Source organism: Tateyamaria sp., from assembly GCF_039940735.1.
GTDB lineage: Bacteria > Pseudomonadota > Alphaproteobacteria > Rhodobacterales > Rhodobacteraceae > Tateyamaria.
Genome location: NZ_JBDVGB010000066.1, coordinates 21,421 through 44,586, shown reverse-complemented (window position 1 = coordinate 44,586; position 23,166 = coordinate 21,421). Strand labels below are relative to the sequence as shown.

Below are 23,166 nucleotides of genomic sequence, written 5' to 3'. Positions count from 1 at the left end.
CCCTAGCCATTCACGACCTGACCCAGCGACTTGGGCTGGAAATCGGGCGAAGCCAGCGTCACAAACAACAACTCGGCCGGTTCATCGGAAAGGTTAGTGATGGTGATCGTCCCGTCCGGGTCGGTATAGATACGGCCGCCCTCTCCCACTGTTTTCTGCCAAGCAGGGCCAGAGGCATGAACGCGTCCACGTACAACAAGCGCTTGGCGGGCATCCCCGGATTCCAAGGTCAAGGCGCGACCCACTGCGATTTCAGCAGCACCCACTTGATAGTTGTCACTTTGCGCCAAGGCGGAAACGGTTTCGCGGTCCACCATGGGAACCATGGCTGGTTTGGCTTCTTGATGGCGTTCGGTTTCTGATCGGCTTGTGCGTTTCAACTCGTCCACGATGGCTTTGACGTCTTGCGTCTGATCCATGCGTGCCACCAACAAAGCGTCCGGCGTGTCGATCACGATGACGTCCGACAGGCCAACGACAGACACAAGGCGGCTGTCTGCGCGCACCATTGTGTTTTGGGCATCCTTTGCAATCACGTCGCCCTGCAGCACATTGCCATCCGCATCGGGGCGGGAAATGCCGTACATCGCTTTCCAACTGCCAACATCGTCCCACGTGACATCCAAAGGAGCCATCGCAATCAGGTCGGTCCGTTCGAACACAGCACTCTCAGTGGGCAGGCTTGCCGCCTCTCCAAAGCTGCCAGAATCCAACTGCAACGCGCCCTCTTCAAAGGCGGCCTTCTCAACAGACGTTGCCACAAGGCCAGCCGTATGAGGGTCAAACTTGTGATATTCATCGCGGATCGTTTTGGCCGAGAACATCGAAATGCCCGACGCCCAATAGGCATCGCCCGCTTCGATCAAAGCCGTTGCATCCCCAACGGGGGGCTTTTCAACGAAACGATCCACGCTGCGCACACCGGTATGATCCGCTAATGGACCACCATCGACGATGTAGCCAAATCCGGTTTCGGGGTAACGCGGCGCAATGCCAAAGGTTACGATATGCCCAGCTTGCGCTGCCGAAAGGCAATTTTCCATGGGTGTCGCCAGATCGCCGTCGATCACGTGATCAGCGGGCACCACAACAAAGATGGTGTCTGGGTCTTCGGCCAACATCACTTCGGCAGCGGCCAAAACGGCGGGGCCAGTGTTACGGCCCATCGGTTCACAAATCACACGTGCACGGACCTGCAAATCCTGCAACTGCTTGGCCACAGTCCCTTGATGAATTCGCCCTGTCACAATGACCGGATCGGTAAAAATACTGGCACGGTGGCGTTGCACCGCAGCCTGGAAAAACGTCATGCTGTCGGGGCCACCGATGCGCTGAAACTGCTTTGGGCTGTGTTTGCGTGAAATCGGCCACAATCGTGTGCCGTTGCCTCCACAGATGATCAGTGGTGTGATCCGTGTCATTGCCCGTTCTCCTGCCCGAGGCCGATCGCGCCTAGCAGTGTCTTTGACAACCGCAACCGCGCCGACTTGTTTGCATCGGACGGCGAGAGGGGGTCTCCCTTCACCGTCAGGTCAATTGGAACAAAGAGTTCGCCCCGAAGAGCCGCAGCGCGGGTGGTGTCGCGAACGTCGATCGATACAGGCAATTTTCGCCCATCGTTTAATTCGATCGTTGCAAGATCCCCTTGCAAAGCCCGCGCCAGCCCTTCGATGCTGATCAATGTCCTTAACCTTAAAGAATGGTTAATTTCGAAAATTGTCAGAATTAAGTCGGAAGGAAGAACTGTCGCGCCTTCAAACACACTTGATCCCAAAACGACTTCTCCGTCCTGAGGCATTTGAAAACTAAGCACATCACCAGTGTTTGACGCGATGGTATAGGCGACTTCGCCCACAGGTGCCTGCGGATTAAGATATGTGACCTGCCCCGCCACGGTGGCCTGCATTGCAAACCCTGCCCGGTCAATGAAGACAGGGTGCATTTCATAGGCACTGGTATAGCGCGAAAAGACGGCCCACGCCGCGATGAGAACAATCAGCAACGACGCCATCGCGACCCCAACAGAGCGCACGCGTTCGCCCATCGACGTCGGATTAGCGGCCTTTGGCGCTTTAGGTTGGGTCGGCCCCGTATAGGCCATCATCCCCTTAAGGCTGACCAAGTCGCCCGCGATAAAGCTGTTCAGAATATAGCGCAGTTGCGCCAAGTGCGCGCCCGTGGGTTCAGAGAACAACAAGACCGTTGTCCCGTCGTCGCCACGATCTGTTGCCGTGACCTTCGCCATCATCGTGATAGCGAAATCTTCGAACGGGAAGCTTAGTGTCGCAAGGTCTTTGAACCCCGGTGCTATTACACCCTTAGGAACTGCGATCTCGATCTCTGTGACTGAAACGCGTTTGCCTTCAAACCATTGACCACCAACGCGCATCGAAAACGGCATCGTCAATAGCGGGTGCTCGTTTTCAAGGCCAAAGCCAATCGGAAGTGAGGGTGCGGCCGCAGGCGCTGTGCTTTTTTTGTCGTCATTCATTTCGCTGCGCCTACTCTAAGGTATTCAGGAACAGGATAGCCAAAGTCAGCCACGCATAAGCCAGACCATGATGGGCTGTGCTTTCGGCCATCTTCAAACGGTCATAAAAAGCCATGACCTTGCCCGATCCGCCACTCGACCCTTGCCGAGTCCACTTTTGCCGATCCAACCTGAACAACACGAATGTCTTGATGATCGCACCCGACACTTGGCCAAAGTACAAAATAAAGGGATGGGTAACAGGAAACCATTCACGATTAAAAACAGCAATATATGTACAGAACATATATCGCGTCAGCATGACCCAGCTGATGTAAAGCGGGATCACAGATGGCGTGACCAAAACCGCCGCGATTGCCACTGAAATCGGACCAACAAGCGTTGTCCAACAACTAACACGTTGATCAAGGATAGACCACCACGTGAAAAAACCCATGTCGCGCGGGCCGCGGCGGATCGCACGGCCATTGGTGCGCATCATATTTCCAAACCAACGCACCATCAGGGTCTTTGAGCTGTCAAAGAATGAATCGCTTGGCTGTGTCTCGTAACTGCGACTTTGCACATCGGGCAAATACGCGGTCTCGTAACCGCGGCTGAGCAGCCAATACCACGTCGATTTGTCATCGCCGGTCAAAAAGTTCACGCGCCCAAGGCGCCAATGATCCAAGAAATCCTGCCCAACAGCACGTACAAAGCTGGGGTCTGTCGCAAGATCAGCGCGAAAGACGCTCATCCGTCCCGTCAAGGTCAGCACACGATTGGACAGGCCCATCGAACACATCATCACTTGGCGTTGATTGAAACGCAGCTTGAACCAGTCTTTGAACAAACCTTCCGTGTCGATGATCGCCGCTTCGTCGGTCGTTAGGGCACCCGTTTTGCCATCCATAAATACTGGCGCAGATCTGGCCCAAACGTCTTCGGGAACCAACGTATCGCCGTCGACAAACACAAGGATGTCGTTGTGATTGGGGGAAAAGCTCGCAAGGATACGCAAGGCTTGGCTCATCGCGTCGCGTTTGCCATTGGCCTTGATCCGGTCGATCTCTAACGCGACGTGGTTTGGATCGATCTTCATGTTGCGATAGATGTCGCGGATCAACCGTTCATCCATGCCATCCACAACCGAAGCCACAATCGTCGCCCCATCACGTGCCGCCATGGCTGCACGAAAGATCGAACGGTAGACCGGTAAGGTGGTATCTTGATCCACCATGTAGCTGGTGACCATAAAGTAACAGTGATGCCGGGCCGTGCTGCCCGCAAATCGTATATCCCGCGCCTTGCGCCAGCGCGGGTAGACTCTGAGCTTGAAGTAAAGCGCGCGCGTAAAATTAAGCGCAGCCCAACTGTACCGCCAAAGACCCAGCGTACCAATAACCAACACCGTCCCTTGCGCACCTTGCAGGTCCCCGAGGAAACCTCGGGGCACTGCGCACACAAGCAGAAGGGCGACGGAAAAGTACGCCAGATGGGTCAATGCCATCAGCACGGGCAACGCTCCTTTACAGTCACGATTACCAGCAGATGCCCTGATAATGGTCGTCCGACGTCATCTCGCGATTGAGACGGGTCAAATCAACCACGGGGCGTTCTTTGGCCGCTGTTTTCAGGCGTTCCACCGTTTCATGGTAGAAGTTACCAACCAAAACAGTGCCCGAACTTTCGATCAGCTCGTCAAGATCTGCAACCATGCGGGCTTCCAAATCTGGAACCTCTTCGTTGCCACGTCCTGCACCCGGTGTCGCCGTATCATAGGCTTCCTGCACAAAGGGGTCATAGATGTTCACATCTACGCCTTTGTCGATCAGACGCGCAGCCAATGAAATCAGCGGGCTTTCCCGCAGATCATCTGTTCCGGGTTTAAAGGAAATCCCAACAAAACCGACCTTTTTGGTGCCGCTTTCCATGACCATCTTCTCGGCCTTGGCGATCTGCGCCTCGTTGGCTTCAAGCACGGCGCTTAGCATGTGATGCGGCGTGCCAGTTGAATTGGCCAGATACCGCAATGCGCGCACGTCCTTAGGTAGGCAAGAGCCACCAAAGGCAAAACCGGGACGCATGAAGTACGGGCTCATCGAGATTTTGTCGTCGCTGCACAGGATTTCCATGACGGTTTGCCCATCAATGCCGCTGGCTTTGGCGATGTTGCCGATCTCGTTGGCAAAGGTCACTTTGACCGCACGCCATGTGTTCGACGTGTATTTGACCATCTCGGCCGTACGGATATCCACCTGATGGATTTCACAAGGCAGGTCTTTGTTCAGACCATGCAAGATGTCGCGTGTGCCTTCGTCCATATACCCAAAGACGATCAAGCCGGGGTCATAATAATCCGCGATTGCCGTGCTTTCGCGCAGGAATTCAGGGTAATAACCAACACCGAAATCGACGCCCGCCTTTTTGCCAGACGCCACTTCGAGGGCCGGAATGCAGGCATCTACTGTTGATCCGGGCACAATGGTCGAACGGACCACCACCGCGTGATGCGTGGGTTTGTCGCGCAAGGCGGCACCGATGCTGTCACAAACTGAGGTCACATATTTCAGGCCAACCGACCCATCCGGGGCCGACGGCGTGCCAACGCAGATAAAGGACGCATCCGTGTCCAACACTGCCTGACGGAAATCATCGGTTGCGCGCAACTTGCCCGCAGCGACGACTTCGGCCACCAACTCGTCGATACCTTCTTCGACGATGGGGCTTTGGCCCTCGTTGATTGCTTTGATTTTTCCAAGATCGACATCGACTGCGATCACATCATGCCCGTCACGTGCCAAACACGCGGCGGAAACAACGCCCACATACCCGATGCCAAAGACGCTAATCTTTGCCATTTCTGCTCTGCCTCATAATGTGCCGCTTTTTTTGAGTGCCTGCGGCCTTTCATTAATTATTTGTTAAGCCTTTGGTTGTGCTTTCACCAAGTGCGGCATCCCGCTTATCCTGAGATACAAAGTTGTTTGTGTTAATTTGGTCACGCGACTTGTAGCAAACTTGCCGCGAGCCACAAACTGTGGTTCACTTTACATAATCGAACAACGGTGTGCGCCTTGTTTTCGCCACATTTTCCGCACCTTACAGGGAACGGATCATAGGGCAACGGACCGCACAACTCTCGCGTAAGACGGGGCAAAGAGGCAATGATGCTGGTCATCAAAACATGAGCAGCGCTGGCTGCGATGGCACTGTTGAGCGGGTGTTCACCCGAAGCGGCCAGCCGTCTGAACGTGCGCTCTGAACCCAAATTACAGGCGACTCCGGATGGATATGTTCGACTGTTAAGCCCCGCCAGCCACAATTTTCAAACGGGTCGTGCGAGCGCAGGCGACCCGGTGCGCGCGGGCAAAACATCTGAACGGTTCGAATTGCGCGAAGGGGATTGTGGGGGCAACGACTGCCTTGAACCCCGGTCCCGCGCGGAAATTCGCGTGACGGATGATGCCACTGCCGACCGAATTGGGCAGGACACCTGGTACGGGTATAGTTTTTACAACGCCACCGTCCCTTCCTTTCGCAAAGACAATTCATTGCGCCTTGTCTTTGGGCAATGGACAGTCGGCGGCAAGCATCGCCCGATTTTCCGTTTTATCCAGCTTGGCGAGGACGAAGGCAATTTTGCTGCGTGCGACCCTTCCGTCTGTGTTGGTCCGAACACGACCCATGGCGATGTTGTCGTTCAGCTTGCCGATATCGCGAATGCAAATGGATGGGGCAAGGCGCAGAACGATGGTTATGTGTGTCGGCTGTTCGACATGGTCGAGCAGCGCGGCAGTTGGGTCGACATTACCCTGAACACCAATTTCAGCGCAGGCAACGACGGCTATCTAAAGGTCTGGATCAACGGGCAGCAGGTCTGCGACTATGCCGGCCCCCTTAGCAGTCAGACCAGCCTTCAAGCGGCGGCCAACCCCCATCATCGACGCGGTATTTTTTCCAGCTTTAACAAAAGATGGCGCGCCTCTACGCAGGACGCGGCCAAGCCGCACCTAATTGTGTACTACGACGAATTCCGGCGCGGCACGTCCTTCGCCGAAGTTGACGTGCGTCATCGCGTGGTCTTTGGACAGTGACCTGTCCAACTGATCAGTCAAACTTTAGTCTTTGATCAGAACCGAAGACCCATCTGCATAGTGCAGCGCCAGCCCACCGTCCTCGACCGAAAGCATCGCTTGCCCGGTCATGGCGCCGGACCCGCGTTCAAACCGCAAAACACCACCAGCAGCAAGGCCCGCTTCGGCGTCACAGCCGCGTTCCACTTTGATTGTCTTCATCGTGTGATCTTCTGAGCAGCGCATCAGATCATATCCTTTCAAGCAGAAGCGTGTGCAAGATCAGCGTCTTTCGACCTTATCCTGCATGCCAACACATCCCCATGTGCAGACATGACACGCCCAAACCCCCACCTGCTTCGTACCCGGCGCAACCACTTTGTGGCAAGAATTAGTCGGACTTGAGGCAAATTTAGACCGGTTTCACTGGTTTTGGACCGGTTTTGTGCTGTGAAGGCGACATTTTCACCCTCAACTTAGGCAGCAATTATGCCCTTTCGCTTAGCAAAGCGATTCGCGAACCCACGGATTTTGTGACAATCCGTCGCCTGATGAAGCCAGTGCGACGTGCAAAACAATCCACCGTCGAGAGGCCATAGCGATCCGCCAAAACCGGCAATTCAGCTAGCCCTTAGCCCCCTGCCCGCGCGCATAGACGTCCTCGTAACGCGTGATGTCGTCCTCGCCCAAGTAACTGCCCGTCTGAACTTCGATCAGCACCATAGGCATGCGGCCGGGGTTCTCCATCCGGTGCACTGCACCAAGTGGGATATAAACGGATTCATTCTCGGCGACCAATTTGACTTCGTCGTCGATGGTCACTTTGGCGGTGCCTTCAACCACAATCCAATGTTCCGAACGATGGTGATGGCTTTGCAAAGACAGCGCCGCGCCGGGAAGGACATGGATACGTTTCACCTGAAAGCGCCCGCCCACGACAAGGCTTTCGTACCATCCCCACGGGCGGTAATCGCGCGGCAGTGTTTCGGCCTGCAAAACGCCTTTTCCCTTAAGCGTCGCCACGACCTTCTTCACGTCTTGGGCCCGATCCTTGTGAGCGACAAGCACAGCGTCTGGCATCGCCACTGCGATGATATCCGTCAAGCCAATGCCAACCAATTGCTGGCTTGGAACTTCGGCGCGCAGCAATGTCCCTTCGCAATCCAAAGCCGTCGCGGGGCCGCGGGTCACAACGCCCTGCGCATCTGGCTCTGAATCGCGCCAGACCGCCCCCCAATCCCCCAAATCGGACCATTCACCACCGTAAGGAACAGCCGTCAGGTTCGTCGCCTTCTCCATCACCGCATAGTCGATCGAAATATCGGCAAGTTCGGCCCACGCCTTCGGTTCAAACCGGGTAAAGCCAAGGTCTTTCTCGGCCCCCTCAACTGAAAGACGCGCCTGAGCCAACATCTCCGGCTCAAATGTTTGAAAGGCTTCGATCAACACGGTCGTCGAAAACAGGAAGATACCTGCGTTCCACAGGTGTTCTCCTCCGGCCAGCAGCTTTGCTGCACTTGCGGCGTCAGGTTTTTCTACAAACCCCTTAAGCGGCTGCGGGACTGGCGCGAAATCAGGATCTGGTTTTTGCGACAAAGCCAGCCAACCATAGCCTGTTTCGGCGCGTGTCGGGCGAATGCCAAAAGTTACGATCTGACCGATTTGCGCCACCTCAGCGGCCGCGTGAACGGCACTGGCAAAGCGTTCGGCATCAGGGATCACATGATCGGATGGCGCGACCAACATCAAAGCACCGGGGTTTTGCGCCTCAAGAACAAGGGCGGCGGCAAGAATTGCGGGCGCCGTGTTGCGCCCTTGAGGTTCAATAAGTGTCGCGGCGGGCGCGATTTCGACGCCTGCCAGTTGCTCTAGAACAATAAAGCGGAAATCCGATCCCGCGATGACCGTTGGGGCCGCAAACCCATCCCCTGTCAACCGAAGGGCCGAGGCCTGAAATAGGCTTTCTTCCCCAGTTAACTTGGCAAATTGCTTCGGATAAGATTTCCGCGACAAGGGCCAAAGCCGTGTGCCAGAGCCGCCACAAAGCAAAAGAGGGTGTATTAAAGGCGCCATTCGTAAACCTTATTGAAATTTCCGGCTGATCAAAGCCTGATGAACGTCTATGGCACCTGATTACAGGCCGCCTTTTTACGAACTGTAATCCCAGCAAAGACCAAAGGGAATGGCTGGCCTTAGCGGTAAATTTTTTACCCATGCTGCGTTCATTGTCTGGGGGGGGAATTTTTATGGGGTTTTATGAACGTGCCGCTTGCTTGGCCCTGCGCGGTCTTAAGCAAGAAAAATCCGCTGGTGGCATCTGTAAAAAGCCTATTGGTAACCTAGGCGAAAAAGCTACATAGGCGTCCGGCCAGTGCGGATTACATCTGGGCATTGATGATTTTAGTCGGCTTCAGGATCGCGCTTAAGCTGCGAGCAACGCACAAACAGTCATGGTTAAGAAATCGCCAAGGAACATGAAAAAGCTCTTACGCCCCTCTGTTTCCAGTCAAAGACCCGCCCCAATGCATGTGGGCGGGTCTGATCGATTGCGTGTTCGAACTTAGGGTTAGTTACCCAAAGATATAGAACGCCAATTTGTTCCCATCGAGGTCACGAACATAGGCCCCGTAAAAAACGTCATCGATACGCTGGCCCGGCTCGCCCTCGGATGTCGCGCCAAGAGAAATGGCTTTGTTATAGAATGCGTTTACTTCGTCTTTGGAGGACGCCGAAAAAGCAATCATAGCACCGTTGCCGCAGCTCGGAGCGTTGCCGTCGAACGGTTCACACACGGCGACCATTGGGGCGCTTGTCGATTTGCCGATCATGGCCAAACGACCAATGTCCACTTGAACCTCTGCGTCAAAGAGCTCTGTGTAGAACGCTTTTGCTTTTGTCATGTCTTTGACGCCGATTGTTGAATAACCAATCATGGTATTTCCTTTTTTTGCTAGATTATGTCTACCAACTAGAAGGTTGTCGCCCTGTAAGCAAGCCGAATTGGTAAATTCACTTGAATGTTACAGATCGTCTGTTTGACGTCTTGCGCATATCCCCAAGGCTTAGTTTTTAATAACTCAAAGAGGCACTCCACACCGTTCCCAACTTCATGCGCCCAAACAAAAGCTCATGGCGCACCCATCAGTTCCGAATGGCCGCGGAAAAATCAGTACCCGTGTAGGCCAAAGCTGTCGGTGTAATCGCCGCCTTTTCCATCCGTTGTTCAATAGGCGTGGCCTCTTGAAAGCCGCCCATATCGTCCACAAACGCGGCAAGATGTCCGGATAACACAAGCCGCCAATCCGCATTCATGCCGGGTTTGACAACCTTTGCAATCCGGTATGCTTCGGTGGTGCAATTGGATGTGACCGTATTGTAGAATTTGGGTTCGGCCTGCATGTCTTGGCCCAAGTGAATATAGGACATGAACAAATCACGCCGTTGTTCTGGGCTCAGATTGACCTCGTAGCGGCGCACATCTTCTTGGCGATAATTGGTGCGCAATTTTATGGCGTCTTCTTCCGTCGTCGCAAGCAAGATAAGTTCGAATTGTCGGAAAAAACCGCCCAAAAGATTGAACGCTTCATGGCTTTCCTTGCGTGTCTCCAATGAAAAAACCACCCGCTGGCCATCAGAAAAACCAAAACTCACCAGAAGATGCGCAATCGAAGGATGGTCCCAAACGGACGTAAACATATCCACCGATTGCAGCTTTGAGATATCAAAGCTTCGATCTTCCCACGACTCATTTGCGCTTGTTTCATCTGTCCATTCGAAATTGCGCACTTTGGATAGTGTGATCTGATCCCCATCGACGTGGGGCTGAACTCCATGCGCGACATCAAATGCCCAATCGCGATCTTCGGCGGGTTCAAACCCTTGGTACCAAATGCCCAGAACAGCAAAGATGGCAACCAGCCCAACCCAGCCCAAACGCCGCGCACGGCGTCGCAATACAAATGCTGCCATCACAGCAATGAACACCGCGACAACGCTCACGTAGTAAAATATCCCAGACAGTTGGACAGAAAACGCCGCCCAAGACCAAAGGAAAAACCCAACGGCGATAAGCGTAAAGACTACATGCCCCAAGATACGGCCCACACGAGATAAGTTTGACGACAAAAAACGACTCCGGGTTGTTTGGTTATTTGCGGGATGGGTACTGATGAACCATGATCGACAGGTCACTGTAGTACAAGCGGTCTCTGGCCGGTCCATTTTAGAAGGGTGTGAATGCCCAGAAAATCACACTGATATATTGGGGTGAACATCTGTTGTCGCGGCCTGACCGGCGAAAGACTGACCCGTTTATTCACTATTCCATTGTTCAAAACGGCGCAAGAAGTCCTTGATCGTAAAGCGTTTAATTGGCGCGACATTTTCGAGCCGTGCATCTTGGGCACTGTCCATGCGTTGTTTCATAATGATCGCAAACTCATCATGAAGGTCACTCCGATCGTTCAGAATATGACGTAGGCACTCGATATCGATCCGAATAAGCGTCACATTCGTCGAGGCCGTAAATTGCATAAACGATGGCGTGTCCATCAGCATCGAAGTCAGTCCAAAATATTGCCCTGATCTTAGGTGATCAACGACCCTTGCAGGCCCTGTTGCCGATAGAACGCTCGTTTCAACAACGCCATGAAGGATCACATCAAGAGATTTGGAAATCTCGCCTTCTGCAACAAGAACGGTGCCCGCTTCGAACGTCTTGTGACTGCTCATTTCGGCCAATTGTTCAAGTTCTTCGTCCGAAAGAGACTTAGAAATGTCCAACATCTTAAGCGCCAAAAATGTCGTTGGCGGATCGACCAGCATCGTGTCGGTCTTTCGTGTGTGTAACTCGTGAACGCCGGGCGAAACTTGGGCGCCGACCTCTTTCAACGCGTAATGGATTTCCTGAAACAGTTGTTCACGCCCTGCAAACATCGCAAGGTAATTGGGAAAATGCACCCAAACCATATAGGTGTAAGGCAGGGTCGTCGCGTCGGTCAGACGCACAACTGGAAGCGGGGACTTCAGAATTTTGGAACATTTCAACGCAGCCTCGAGCAGCAGGGCGCGGGCAAGACGCGGATCCACCTCGGCCGGAATTTTAACCTCGTACCAAGGGGCATAGGGGTGGTCTGCTCCATGAAGGTTCGTGAAACCCTGCTTAGCCAAGTCGCTGTTGGGCACAACTAAGGTCGAATTGTCCCACGCCAAAAGCCGTGTTGCGCGCCAGTTGATGTCGACGACCCTGCCTTCTGATCCGTCAGCTAGCCGAATGCGTTCACCCAATTTAAACGGGTGTTCAATGCTAAGTGCGATACCTGAAAACAGATCACCCAAAGTTTGCTGCATCGCAAATGCGACCAATGCGGCAACCGCACCGGTCGAAATTGAAAGACCCGTGATTGAATACCCTTGCAGGTATAAAAACGACATAAGGCCAGCGAACAGGAACCCGGCGAACAACAGGCCTCGTTGCAAGCCCGGCAAACAAGACGCATCGCCCTGCGCGCGGCGTGACACAAGAAACAGTTCAACCAAGCGCGCAAAGCACATCGCAACGGTCAGGAACAAAACCAGCAGTACAGGATCAGCAACGTACCCATTCGCACCCACAGGGCCGTAACGCGTCAAGAGTATTTGGGCACAGCTTCCGACCAGCAAAACCATCAACGGCGCGGCAACTACATCCGCCAAAGCCGATTTGACAGGGTGGGCGCTGACAAATCGTCGAAGCAGAGCCGCGCGTTTTCCAAACAGCCACACACCCAAAGCAACGATTATGCAAACAGCCAGCCAAGTGGAATTTTCCAGGATCGGCTCAAAGACAGACAGAACTAACATTCGTGGAAAACCTCATCTCGATCCATAGAACTGAACCTTAGTCATTCCCGCGCTGACGTCACCGTTTTTTGTTCCGTCAAGACGGCACCCAAGAAGGCGATCAACAGGCTCGCGCCAATCATCAACGATGTATAGCAAAGCGGCCAACCGCTGTCCGATCGTGGGCAAGTTGGTCTGCCAAACAGTTCAAGAGTTGTCCCAGCAACCGCCAAAAGAATGACAGGTACTGCACCGACAAAAAACAACCACTTCAATCGGTTCCAGCCGATAGAAACCGCAATGGCCATCGCCAAATAGGCGAACGAAACGACATAGCAGGCTGGGATTGGCCCCAGATCAGGGCACGCATTGCCGGTCCGAAAGTGGGTGAGCGAGATCGGAACGATCCCGCTCAACACCGCCAAACACGCCAATAAAACACCGACGCGCAAAAGGCGGCTGACCCAGATCACTGACCAGCGCCCGCAAAGGTCACGGTTTCATCCCGAAAGCTACCCTCTTGGGTGGCTTCTGTGCCGTCAATGAACCGCACGTTGACCGCAGTTGCTTTTTGCGTACCCAAGCCCGCAATGATCACGTGGCTGCTGTCAGACGCAAGACCTTCACCCGTGACATAGGGTTTATGCAAAACGGTGCCATCTTCCAACGTCACGTCAACCATTGCACCGATGCTGCCAAGGTCGTTAGGCAGTCGGATTTTGAGATACCCATTTGGCGTCTCACCCGTACTTAGGAAGGCCTGCGAATAGCCTGCAATATTGACGTGCACCACATCAGGGCGACCGTCGCCGTTAAAGTCAGCCGTCAGCGGCGCAATCGAATACTGACGGTTCACAACGCCAGCTTTTGCGCCGACCTCGGCCATTTCGCCAGATGCCGTTTGCACGAATAACCGTCCGGGCAACCGCAGCATTCCAATCTTGTGGAAAGGTGCGGTGACGAAGTTCTGCGACACAATCAGGTCTTCGCGACCATCAAGGTTCAGGTCTTCGTGGCTTGGCCCCCAACCAAATTCGTAATCCGCGATACGGATTGCTGCGCCCTCGTCTGTAAAACCACCCTTGCCATCGGCCTCAAAGGCCATCCACTTGCGGTTCAATGGCTCATCATCTGCCAAGTCGCCGCGCACCATAAAGGTTGGCGGTGTCGAACCGATGTTTGAAAAGCTATAATCCGTGAGGCCATCATTGTTGATGTCGGCCATGCCGATGCCCATTGGATAGGACGGCAGGTCAGTGTTTGGGTTTACCGTATTGGTAAAGTTGCCTGTACCGTCATTGAGGTATGTGCGCACGTGACCTGTGTCATTCGCAGTAATCACATCCAGATCGCCGTCCCCTTCAAAGTCGCCAAACGCGGTTTGAAACGTGTTGTGCAGGAAATACAGCCCGCGTTCCTTAGTTTCGTTGCGAAAGGTGTTGTCGCCATTGTTGATGAACAATTCAGACGTGCCACCGTAGCCTTCTTTGTTAAAGATATTCAGGCCTTCGATTTTGTCGTTCTGGATGTAACCCGCGACATACATATCAAAATGCCCGTCGCTGTTCACGTCAGCCACAGCAATCGACATGCCGGTTGTGTTGTCGTTCATCTGCGTATCAAGCTTTTCAGCCGTAAAGCTGCCATCGTTGTTCGTGTACAACCAAATACCCTCGGGGTGCGTCACAAGCAGGTCGGCTTGACCGTCCTTGTTGTGATCCAGCACAAAGGGGCCAAGGGCCGTGCCGTCAGCTTGTTTTGTCAGCCCCGCCTGCCCTTCAATCGCAACAAAGCCGCCGTTTTCAAATTTGAACAGGCCATTCTCTTGTTGGAACGTACCGCCGATGAACAATTCTTCGACGCCGTCGCCATCGATATCAATCGCGGCACTGCCGGTCATGGGCAAAGACGTCTCGTCGGAATGCATTTGATCAAACGGCACTTCGACTTTGGTAAACTGCGGAACAATCGTGTCGCCCAAATCCACATCGTAATCAATGCGACGATCGTTCAGCGTATAAGCCGCCATGATGGCAACCATTGTGCCAACAAGCGACACCATAACCATGGGGATGTATTTCAGTTTCTTAAGCATATTTCAGCCCTCATTTTTCAATTTGGAAGCGACAACAAGCGAAACAGAGAACATGACAAAGTACGCCACATTCAAAGCAATCGGCATCACGTATTTGCCCACCGCCGGAACGGTGAAAAAGATGACAAAAGAGACGATGATCAGGAAGATAGGGTTCAGAACGGCCATCTTGCGCGGATAAAGCGACCGCCCCGTAAGGCAAAGCCAGATAAAGATCCCCGACAAGATCAGTACAGCGCCGCGCACAATCTGTAACAGGCTTTCATAGCGCAATTCATAAAGCGCCAATTGGTCTTCGACACTGCCCGCCGCAACCAGTTCAACCGCCGTTGCACGTGACCCAATCCAAACGGCCCCAACGATACAACCGTAGGCCATAACAAGCCCGCCAATCCGTGCCGCAGTTTCATGCGCCGGGCGCAGCATCAGATAGATATGATAGGCCCCAACAACATAAAGAGGCGCGCCAAGTACGCCAAAGAAATGCCCAACAGTAGCACGTTCGCGAGTGACCCCTTCGAAGAAGGCAAAAGTGTCCGTGTAACGGGCCAAGCTGTCATAATGCAGCAAGAACTCCCCAATCCCCACCAGAATGGCTGCCAATAGCCCAATTTGTCCTGTGATCAGGATAAGACGTTTGTCTGTCATCGATTTTTCCATTGTATTTAGATTGAGGCCCACAGAATGTGAGCGGTCAGAAAGGGTATTCCTGGGGCATATTCCAGAAATTCCCTTCAACACGAACCAGTGGTCGTGATGGTGATCCAGGCGGCGCGTTTTCCCGGATTATCGTGGCGATGTCAGACAACGCATTTCGATTGGTACGGTAATAAGAATGCCCCGTCAGGCCCTTTACCCCTTCAACATTGACAAAACTAACGGTCTTCACCTCAGAAAAAATTTCTTTTTCTGCGGGTTTCAGACGGTCTGCCGTCAAAGTGCCCAAGCGCCGTCCGGTCGCCAAACGTTGCGATACTCCCAAAGCGCTGTCGCCTCGGTTGATGTAGACTGTGATCTTGCCAATCGATGCGCCAAACCCTTCGGCAATCAGACGCTGGCGCACAATCGAGAAATCAAGATCAGGGGCTGCCAAGATCAGGTTGGCAATCTTTAGGACTTCATTCGGGTTTTTACCTTGGCTGCGTTCAGCAATGATCATTTCGCGTAATGCCGTGGTCGTGACGTCCGTACCCCGGCTGTGGGCCACGATGTGGATTTTACGCAGTTCGGGGATTTGCGACAATTGCGACAAAAATTCTTTGAGGTGAAAGACGGTAAATTCACCGGATTCTCTGTCCCTTAAGTATCCAAAAAGCCCGCCCGCCCCAGCCGGCCACGAATACAGAATTGGCACTCCATGGCGGCCGGAAAAGTGCCAGATATCCGCCAAAGCATAGAGCCCATCTTCGAAGGAATTGTTGAAACCCGGAACAAAAACAACAACTTCGTTCTTACCTGACAGCCGCATTTGTTCGCGGACCTGCCCTTGAAACTCCGCGCGTTTGCGGTTGTAGGATTTAACCGCTTCCGGAACCAGGACGGGCTTGCCATTCACAATTTTGAACGGCGTTGGAGTTTTATCGAACCTTAGGATTTCTTCGTTTTTGACAAGGTTTAATTTTATCTTTTCAGATCGATCAAGCATGCCGCTAGCTGTGCCAAGCGACTGCCAATTCTGATCTTCGCCAAAGGCTACGGTAGAGGCACCAAATGCCATCGAGCTGGACCGTTCAGACCCGTAAGATAGAAAACCGTCTTCGTTCGTTTTGCCTCGGTCCGTAATGTAGAAAATTTTGGGCTGTGCCGTTTGGTACACAGCAGGGATTTCGCTCAGCGGATAGCCGTCGTTGGCAAAGATATTCGGCGTCGGCGCTAAAACACGCGCAGGACTACAGGCCGCAAGCCCAAGCAAAGCGACAAGAAGGAAGAAACGTTGAAGTCGGTTCATTCTGCATTTCCTTGATCGCCGTCGAATTTTCCCGATGCCCAAGCAAGTTGTTCGGATTGTTTGGCATAAATCACAACACGGTCTCCGGCCGACAGCAACGCCGACCCGGCTGAGGCCAATGGAACACCGTTGAGCGACACCAACTGCGCATCACCATCAATTTGAACCTGCGATCCAACGACATGTTCGCCAAGCTGGTATCCATCAGGGTTTTCATACAAGATTTCGAAAGGAAGCGACGTAATCCAACCCAAGCGGGTCAACAATCGCCCAACCCAATCGCACATGGCCTGATCCAAAACCTTGCTTGTTGCCAAGGCGCAGATCACAAAAACCGCCCCCAGCATGAAAAGGATTTGCGTAAACGCACCACCACTGCCGTCTGTTGATGCCATCGTCAAAATCACGGTCGACGTCAGCGAAACCAGCCCAAGGTGACCAGTAAACATCAACACTGTCAGAATGCGCCGTCGGACCGGATGGTGCATGGTGCCTTCGGCTTCGGAAGTGGTGAAACCTGTACCCGTTAACGCAGAAATCGCCTGAAATCGTGCGACAGGTTGCGGCAAACCGGTCAGCCGCAAAGCAACACCCGCCACCCGCACGATGGCCAGTGTCACTGTAAACAAAAACAAAAGGGCAAGCGCACCGGTCATGCGCCTGCCTTTTTAGAACAATCAGACCAAATCGGCATCGGTCATAATCTCCACCAGCGCAGGCCCTTTGTGATCCAGCGCTTCCTTAATCGCGGCCTCGATGTCAGCCGCATCCGTCACCTTGGTGCCGTGACCACCACAAAGCCGCGCAAATGCCGCAAAGCCGGGGTTCTGCAAGTCGGTTTCCCAAACGGGCCATTCGCCGGATTTCTGTTCCTTCGAGATTTTGCCAAGCTCGCCGTTGTGCAAGAGGATATGGGTGATATCCATTCCGTATTTAACGGCGGTCGTGAATTCCATCGGATATTGGCCAAAACCACCATCGCCCGAAATCGACACAACCTTGCAGCCCTTCAGGTCGGCCTTGTCTTGGGTCGCAGCCCATGCGCCCATCGCCGCAGGCAATCCAAACCCGATTGACCCAAGGTAGCCCGACATCAGAACCCGCTGGCTGCCCTTGGTTTCAAGGTAACGGCCAAAGGAATAGGTGTTGTTGCCCACATCAACCGCAAAGATCGTGTTGTCAGGCACCAAACGGCCAAGTACCTCAAAGATAGCAAAGGAGTGGATGCCTTTGCCCAGATTTTCCTGCAAGCGCGTCTGTTTCTCACGCCGCCAGATGTCCCACCGCTCTGCCAATTCAGGAATTTGTTTGTCGGCAGCAGGGTTTGTGCAATCCGATCCGCGCAGCGCGTCACAGAAAGCGCCAACATCGCCCCAAATGGGCAACTCAACAGGGTGGAATTTGCCCAATTGCATACGCTCATGGTCGACCTGAATGATCGGCTTGCTGGCTTCGATGCCAGTGTGATTTGAAAAGCTGGTACCAAGCGCGATGATCAAATCGGCTTCGTTCATGAACCAACTGGCAATTGGTGTGCCCGAGCGCCCTAAAACACCGCCCGCATTGGGATGGCTATCCGGCACAAGCCCTTTGGCTTTGAAGGTGGTCAACACCGGCGCACCAAGGCTTTCGGCCAGCGCAATGACATCATCGCGGTGCGAATAGGCGCCATGGCCCACAACGATCATTGGGCGTTTGGCCCCTTTGATCAATGCAATCGCTTTGTTGATTTCACTAGGTGCAGGCAAGACAGGTGCGTGCGTGACGCGCCCTTCGGGTGCGCCCGGCGTTTGATCTGACAGGTTCGTTTGAACGTCGTCAGGGAAGATCAGATGCGATACATTCTGTTCAACGATGGCTGTTTTACACGCCAAAGAGGCCAGTTCAGCATGGTTTGAACTGCCCAAAACCGGCTGCGAAAATGCGGTTACAGCAGAAAATGCCGACCGCAGATCAATGTCCTGAAACGCGCCCGGACCCATCACTTGGGTTTGCACCTGACCTGTCAGCGCCAGCACGGGCGCACGGTCTACTTTGGCATCCCACAGACCCGTCAAAAGATTGGTCGCACCCGGCCCAGCAATCGTCAGACAAGCCGCCGGCGTGCCCGTCAGCTTGCCATAGGCAGAGGCCGCAAATGCTGCAGCCCCTTCGTGGCGGATGCCGAAGTAAGACATTTTGCCATCAACAACAGCAAGACGGATCGCATCGGACAGACCAAGGTTAGAGTGACCAACCATGCCAAATACCGATTGCACGCCCCAATTGGCCAGCGTGTCGACCATCACATCCGTAACGGTGCGTTCGTGAGGTGGTTCTGCTTCAATTCCGACGAAAATCTCGCCGTCGCGGATGTCGACGGGATAGGTGTCTTGACCGCTGTCTTCGTGCCCACCCGGAGGCTTGCCTGTCAGCGGATCAAAGTCCCAGCCGTGCCAAGGGCAGCGGATCCAACATTTGTCATCCACGCCTTTTTCAATCGATCCTTCGCCCAGCGGCCCGCGCTGGTGCGGGCAATGGTTGTTCATCGCAGCCCATTGGCCGTCAAAGTGAACAAGGCAGATTGAGGTCGTACGCGCGGTCACAGTTTTGACGCGGCCTTCGGGCAAATCGTCGATATGGCCAACGCTGATCCAGTCGAGGTTCTCTTCAGTCATCGGTATCTCCTGCATCTTTATGTGCCGTCAGGCGGTCATAGATTGATTGGGCAAAGGTCAGCACAAGAAAGCATCCTATTGCCCAGATGATCAGTTCAAACTGGGCCGCTTCCGTGCCGCGCAACCAGCGTGCCAGCAGCCCGCCTTGGGGGCGCAATTCTTCTATGCCAAACAGGCCAGATCGCGGCCAAAGTGACAAAAACCAAAAGCGCGACAAATAGAACATGACCGCAGCAAGAAAGGCGGCAATTACCATCGTGATAATGCGGCGCATTATTCCAGAACCTCCAATGTGTCGGGGTCCATGCTAAACACCAAAAGGTCGCCCCGGCGTTCAACATCCCCTTCCAAAGAGATGAACTGACCAACATTATCATAGGCCGATACCGGCAACGCCACGCCATCAGGCCCGGTGATCAACAGGAATTCCGACCCATCAACCGCTTGGGACGATACAAAGACCGGTGGCACCCCGCCAATCAGGCACAGGTTCGCGCAAGCTTTGTGCGCAAGTCCACGCCCCGGACGCATCGCACCCGCAAGGCATTTGCCATCACAAATTTCACCCGCAAGCTTCCAACGGCCCAAAGGTTCTTTTTCTTGTTCCGGTGCATCACCTTCGACGCCCGAAATCCCGTTCTTGCCACCGCGCAATTGCAACATGTTCAAATCGCCACGTTCCAAGACAACGCCAGACACTTTGGCCAGTTTGCCATCAAGCGGGATGGCGCGTGCATCAACACTGCTTTTGCCCGAACCCGACAGCATCAGCGTCGTGCCCTTTTTGATCCGGTCATTGCCTTCGGTGACACGCACCAAAGGATAGGGCGTCAGTTCAATCACTCCGGTGACGGTTTGGCGCCCGTAATCGAACCGGAACGCGCCCGGACCGGGATCGTCTTGCGCCACACCAAGCGTCAGGCCAAGTGCCGCAAATGCAGCCATGAACAAGAAACACGTGGCCAATAAAAACCGCCGCAACGCGCCGGGGGCCTGCAGATAACCAACAAAGAAAGGTTTGTTTTCGTCACTCATGTCGTTGTCTCCGTCTGCGGATGAAGCGGTGAAGGCACTGGGTCAACCGGCGTTCCGGGTGGATTAGCGTTCGGATCCACCTGCACCGACGTTCCCATCAGACGCAGATTATACGTCGGGACTTTTTCGGTGAAAGGTGCCGGGGATTGACCGTTGCGTACGTTGTATTGAAAGCCGTGCCATGGGCAGGTCACAAAACAATCCAGAACGCGGCCTTCGCCTAAAGGACCGTTTTGGTGTGCGCAAGCGTTTGAAATGGCACTAAGTTGCCCTTCCATCAAGAATACGGCGACCCGTTTGCCATCTGGCAACAGCTTGATCTTGGCAAACCCTTCTGACATTTCGCTGACATCGCAGACTTCGATCCAATCAGCGGGCTGCGCTGCGATCGCCTTATCTTGGCGGCGTTCGTACAGAGCCGCCAACAGGTGCAGGATGCCAACTGCCGCAGCACCCACAATAAAGATAACCGTGAATGCGTGTGCCTGTTGGTCCTGCAAGATGCCCAAACTGACATGCGCCACGACCGACAGATAGGCCGGATAAATCAGGTAGTGGATGCGTTTCCACACAGGCGCAGTCAGGAATTTCATCCAGAAATCATGGCTGGTAGCAGCAAGAATGACCAAAATGCTCAGCGCGAAAATGCCAAACACCTCAAAGGGGAAGCCGGACAATTGACCATAGCTTGTGTTGGAAAACAGCAAAGCCTCGTATTTGTCCGAACTTGAGAACGCGAAATACCAATCAACGATATAAGACGCATGGGTGATCCCCACAAAGGTCGTCATAACGCCAAAATGACGGCGATTGTATAAAAGCGGCAAGAACCGCTTATCCAGCCGCGCAAGTGGGCCGATGCACAAAATCACCGTCAACATCACAAAGGCACAGGCCCCAAAGGCGCGTGCATTGTGAACCTGCGGATTGATTGGGCGTTCGTGGTCCAGAATGTCAGGCGATGCATTCAGGAAGATATACAAAAATATCGCAACGCCCAGCAGCATGACGGCGTCATAGATCCACTTGTTGTTGTTCCATTGAACCGGAATATATTTGACGCTCATTGGGTCACCTCCGAAGGCGCGGCAAGGCGGACAGGTTCAATGTCTGCGGGCCATGTTTGACGGATGTTTAATCCTGTCAGGATAATCAGCGCGATGCCGATGGGCAGGATCATACCAACTGCAAAATGTGCTTTGCGAGGCGGCGCATATCGGCGCTCCAGAACTTCGGCGTTTGTTTCGTAGACGTACCAGCGCCACAAAACCAGCGGCCAGATCACCACCACACCGGGGATCAAAAGAACACGGAAAATATACGCCCCTTTGGCATCTTCGTCGATCCGGTCCACACCGATGGTCAGGAATATCGCTGCTATAATGGCACCGATGCTGGCCCAAATGCGCAGCCCCAACAGGATTGCTTCGGCTTGGTTCATGACAGGCCACCGAACGCCACACCAGACAGATCCGCCATGTCGCGTTTCCATGTGGTCAAGTCAGCCGAGTTGAATTTTGACACGTGGTCATGGCCGCAAGCCCGCGCCATCACCTGCATCAATTCTGTTGAGGCGCTAAAGAAGTTGGCAAGCTGTTGTGCGGATCGATCCACCAGCAGTCGGCTGACCAGATGCGGCTTTTGGGTCGCGATACCGACGGGGCAGTTGTTGGTGTGACAGGCCCGCATCGCCAAACAACCAATCGCCTGCATGGCCGAATTTGACACTGCAATCGCGTCGGCGCCCATCGCCATCGCTTTGATAAAGTCTGCCGGTTTGCGCAGCCCGCCCGTGATCACCAAGGACACATCATCGCGCCCCAGCTTGTCCAGATGCGCCCGCGCACGTGCCAACGCAGGGATGGTTGGCACAGAAATGTTGTCGCGGAAAATGATCGGGGCCGCGCCGGTGCCGCCACCACGCCCGTCAAGGATGATGTAGTCCACACCCACTGCAAGTGCCGCATCAATGTCGTTTTCAATGTGCTGCGCGCTCAATTTATATCCGATGGGAATACCGCCTGTGCGCATTCGCACCTCGTCAGCGAATTCCTTGATCTGGCTTGCGTCCGTCCATTCGGGGAACCGTGGTGGCGACACAGCAGCCGTGCCCGGCTCAAGCCCGCGAACATCGGCAATCTTGCCTTGTACTTTGTTGCCCGGCAGGTGCCCGCCCGTGCCGGTCTTGGCCCCCTGCCCGCCTTTGAAGTGGAACGCTTGCACGCTGTCCAGCTTGTCCCAGCTGAACCCGAACCGCGCCGAGGCAAGCTCGTAGAAATAGCGGCTGTTGGCGGCTTGTTCTTCGGGCAGCATGCCGCCTTCGCCAGAACAAATGCCCGTGCCCGCCATTTCGGCCCCCACAGCCAAAGCGACTTTGGCAGTTTCCGACAAGGCCCCGAACGACATGTCAGAAACAAACATCGGGATGTCGAGGCGCAGCGGTTTCTTAGCTTTTGGCCCAATCACCACGTCCGTGCCAACAGCGTCATCGTCCAACAAAGGCGGTTTCGCCAATTGCGCTGTCAGGATTTGAATATCGTCCCAATCAGGCAATTCATTGCGCGGCACACCCATAGAGGCCATCGCGCCGTGGTGGCCCGTTTTGGTCAACCCGTCGCGCGCATATTGCTGGATCAGACCGGTATAGGGCTCTTCTTCGGTGCCATGGCTGGTATCGGCATAAAGCCCCAGATAGGCATCGCGGTTAAAGGGCTGCGGGTTGTCCTTACCCCAAGCGTTGATCTCATCCGCGTCGACACAGATGTCATCGCCATCAACCCATGATGTGAACTTGGGCAACTTTTCTTCGTTGGCATAGGAAGATACGCCCGTGTCCAAACGGTAATCCCAATCGTGCACGCCGCAAATCAGATCTTTGCCGCGCACATGGCCATCCGCCATCAATGCACCGCGGTGCAAGCAGCGCCCGTAAAATACTGAAATCTCGTCGTCGAAACGCACCACAACAAGATCCACCTCGCCCACAAGCGCGTATTCGGGTTTTCTGTCTGCCAGTGCGCTTAACTTGTAGATGGCTGTCTTGTTCATAGCTGTCCCTGTCATGT

At 54.1% G+C, this 23,166-nt stretch carries 21 protein-coding genes; 1 reads left to right on the top strand and 20 read right to left on the bottom strand.

The genetic code is table 11. From position 1 onward, the window contains the following. Window positions 1-2: 2 nt before the first annotated feature. From ABJF76_RS14585 to ABJF76_RS14570, 4 genes are read right to left on the bottom strand one after another with little or no spacing between them, the layout of a single operon-like run. Complete coding sequence (locus ABJF76_RS14585) at window positions 3-1,421, bottom strand: mannose-1-phosphate guanylyltransferase (RefSeq protein ID WP_413820826.1); 1,419 nt, start codon at window positions 1,419-1,421, stop codon at window positions 3-5. After that, window positions 1,418-2,491 (bottom strand): hypothetical protein, encoded by a 1,074-nt coding sequence (locus ABJF76_RS14580; protein ID WP_413820825.1) that lies wholly within the window; start codon window positions 2,489-2,491, stop codon window positions 1,418-1,420. The genes ABJF76_RS14585 and ABJF76_RS14580 overlap by 4 nt, the downstream gene beginning before the upstream one ends. Before the next feature lie 10 nt (window positions 2,492-2,501). Next, the gene (locus ABJF76_RS14575; RefSeq protein WP_413821051.1) at window positions 2,502-3,980 is read right to left on the bottom strand and encodes a glycosyltransferase; all 1,479 of its coding nucleotides are present in this window, start codon (window positions 3,978-3,980) and stop codon (window positions 2,502-2,504) included. A 31-nt stretch (window positions 3,981-4,011) separates the two neighbouring features. Next, a complete protein-coding gene (locus tag ABJF76_RS14570) occupies window positions 4,012-5,331 on the bottom strand; it encodes a nucleotide sugar dehydrogenase (RefSeq protein ID WP_413820824.1) in 1,320 nt (439 codons plus the stop codon). A gap of 345 nt (window positions 5,332-5,676) precedes the next feature. Between ABJF76_RS14570 and ABJF76_RS14565 the strand changes: the two genes are divergently transcribed. Beyond that, complete coding sequence (locus tag ABJF76_RS14565) at window positions 5,677-6,567, top strand: heparin lyase I family protein (protein WP_413822601.1); 891 nt, start codon at window positions 5,677-5,679, stop codon at window positions 6,565-6,567. A 24-nt stretch (window positions 6,568-6,591) separates the two neighbouring features. Here ABJF76_RS14565 and ABJF76_RS14560 read toward each other — a convergent pair whose 3' ends face one another. The 16 genes from ABJF76_RS14560 to ABJF76_RS14485 form a co-directional block, all read right to left on the bottom strand. Next, window positions 6,592-6,792 carry a hypothetical protein gene (locus ABJF76_RS14560; RefSeq protein ID WP_413820822.1) on the bottom strand — a complete coding sequence of 67 codons (201 nt, stop codon included), beginning with the start codon at window positions 6,790-6,792 and terminating at the stop codon, window positions 6,592-6,594. 378 nt (window positions 6,793-7,170) lie between these two features. Further along, window positions 7,171-8,619 carry a mannose-1-phosphate guanylyltransferase/mannose-6-phosphate isomerase gene (locus ABJF76_RS14555; RefSeq protein ID WP_413820821.1) on the bottom strand — a complete coding sequence of 483 codons (1,449 nt, stop codon included), beginning with the start codon at window positions 8,617-8,619 and terminating at the stop codon, window positions 7,171-7,173. A 497-nt stretch (window positions 8,620-9,116) separates the two neighbouring features. Then, a complete protein-coding gene (locus tag ABJF76_RS14550; RefSeq protein WP_413820820.1) occupies window positions 9,117-9,479 on the bottom strand; it encodes a VOC family protein in 363 nt (120 codons plus the stop codon). Between the two features lie 208 nt (window positions 9,480-9,687). Continuing rightward, window positions 9,688-10,671, bottom strand: coding sequence for a DUF4105 domain-containing protein (locus ABJF76_RS14545; protein ID WP_413820819.1), 984 nt, complete (start codon window positions 10,669-10,671; stop codon window positions 9,688-9,690). A 186-nt stretch (window positions 10,672-10,857) separates the two neighbouring features. Beyond that, a complete protein-coding gene (locus ABJF76_RS14540; protein ID WP_413820818.1) occupies window positions 10,858-12,387 on the bottom strand; it encodes a mechanosensitive ion channel domain-containing protein in 1,530 nt (509 codons plus the stop codon). A gap of 41 nt (window positions 12,388-12,428) precedes the next feature. Then, on the bottom strand, window positions 12,429-12,839 hold the full coding sequence (locus ABJF76_RS14535; RefSeq protein ID WP_413820817.1) for a hypothetical protein: 411 nt from the start codon (window positions 12,837-12,839) through the stop codon (window positions 12,429-12,431). Further along, window positions 12,836-14,461: an FG-GAP repeat domain-containing protein gene (locus ABJF76_RS14530; protein WP_413820816.1), complete on the bottom strand. Its 1,626-nt coding sequence runs from the start codon at window positions 14,459-14,461 to the stop codon at window positions 12,836-12,838. The genes ABJF76_RS14535 and ABJF76_RS14530 overlap by 4 nt, the downstream gene beginning before the upstream one ends. Window positions 14,462-14,464: 3 nt before the next feature. Further along, a complete protein-coding gene (locus ABJF76_RS14525; protein WP_413820815.1) occupies window positions 14,465-15,109 on the bottom strand; it encodes a DUF6796 family protein in 645 nt (214 codons plus the stop codon). A gap of 46 nt (window positions 15,110-15,155) precedes the next feature. Further along, window positions 15,156-16,409: an alpha/beta hydrolase gene (locus tag ABJF76_RS14520; protein ID WP_413820814.1), complete on the bottom strand. Its 1,254-nt coding sequence runs from the start codon at window positions 16,407-16,409 to the stop codon at window positions 15,156-15,158. Continuing rightward, window positions 16,406-17,065 carry a hypothetical protein gene (locus ABJF76_RS14515; protein ID WP_413820813.1) on the bottom strand — a complete coding sequence of 220 codons (660 nt, stop codon included), beginning with the start codon at window positions 17,063-17,065 and terminating at the stop codon, window positions 16,406-16,408. The genes ABJF76_RS14520 and ABJF76_RS14515 overlap by 4 nt, the downstream gene beginning before the upstream one ends. Window positions 17,066-17,086: 21 nt before the next feature. After that, window positions 17,087-19,066, bottom strand: coding sequence for a thiamine pyrophosphate-dependent enzyme (locus tag ABJF76_RS14510; protein WP_413820812.1), 1,980 nt, complete (start codon window positions 19,064-19,066; stop codon window positions 17,087-17,089). Next, window positions 19,059-19,340, bottom strand: a complete 282-nt coding sequence (locus ABJF76_RS14505) for a hypothetical protein (protein WP_413820811.1) — start codon at window positions 19,338-19,340, stop codon at window positions 19,059-19,061. The genes ABJF76_RS14510 and ABJF76_RS14505 overlap by 8 nt, the downstream gene beginning before the upstream one ends. After that, window positions 19,340-20,101: a hypothetical protein gene (locus ABJF76_RS14500; protein WP_413820810.1), complete on the bottom strand. Its 762-nt coding sequence runs from the start codon at window positions 20,099-20,101 to the stop codon at window positions 19,340-19,342. Before ABJF76_RS14500 ends, ABJF76_RS14505 begins: the two co-directional genes overlap by 1 nt. Beyond that, the gene (locus ABJF76_RS14495) at window positions 20,098-21,168 is read right to left on the bottom strand and encodes a Rieske 2Fe-2S domain-containing protein (RefSeq protein WP_413820809.1); all 1,071 of its coding nucleotides are present in this window, start codon (window positions 21,166-21,168) and stop codon (window positions 20,098-20,100) included. Before ABJF76_RS14495 ends, ABJF76_RS14500 begins: the two co-directional genes overlap by 4 nt. Then, the gene (locus ABJF76_RS14490; RefSeq protein WP_413820808.1) at window positions 21,165-21,542 is read right to left on the bottom strand and encodes a hypothetical protein; all 378 of its coding nucleotides are present in this window, start codon (window positions 21,540-21,542) and stop codon (window positions 21,165-21,167) included. The genes ABJF76_RS14495 and ABJF76_RS14490 overlap by 4 nt, the downstream gene beginning before the upstream one ends. Further along, on the bottom strand, window positions 21,539-23,149 hold the full coding sequence (locus ABJF76_RS14485) for a glutamate synthase-related protein (RefSeq protein ID WP_413820807.1): 1,611 nt from the start codon (window positions 23,147-23,149) through the stop codon (window positions 21,539-21,541). Before ABJF76_RS14485 ends, ABJF76_RS14490 begins: the two co-directional genes overlap by 4 nt. Between the last annotated feature and the right edge of the window lie 17 nt (window positions 23,150-23,166).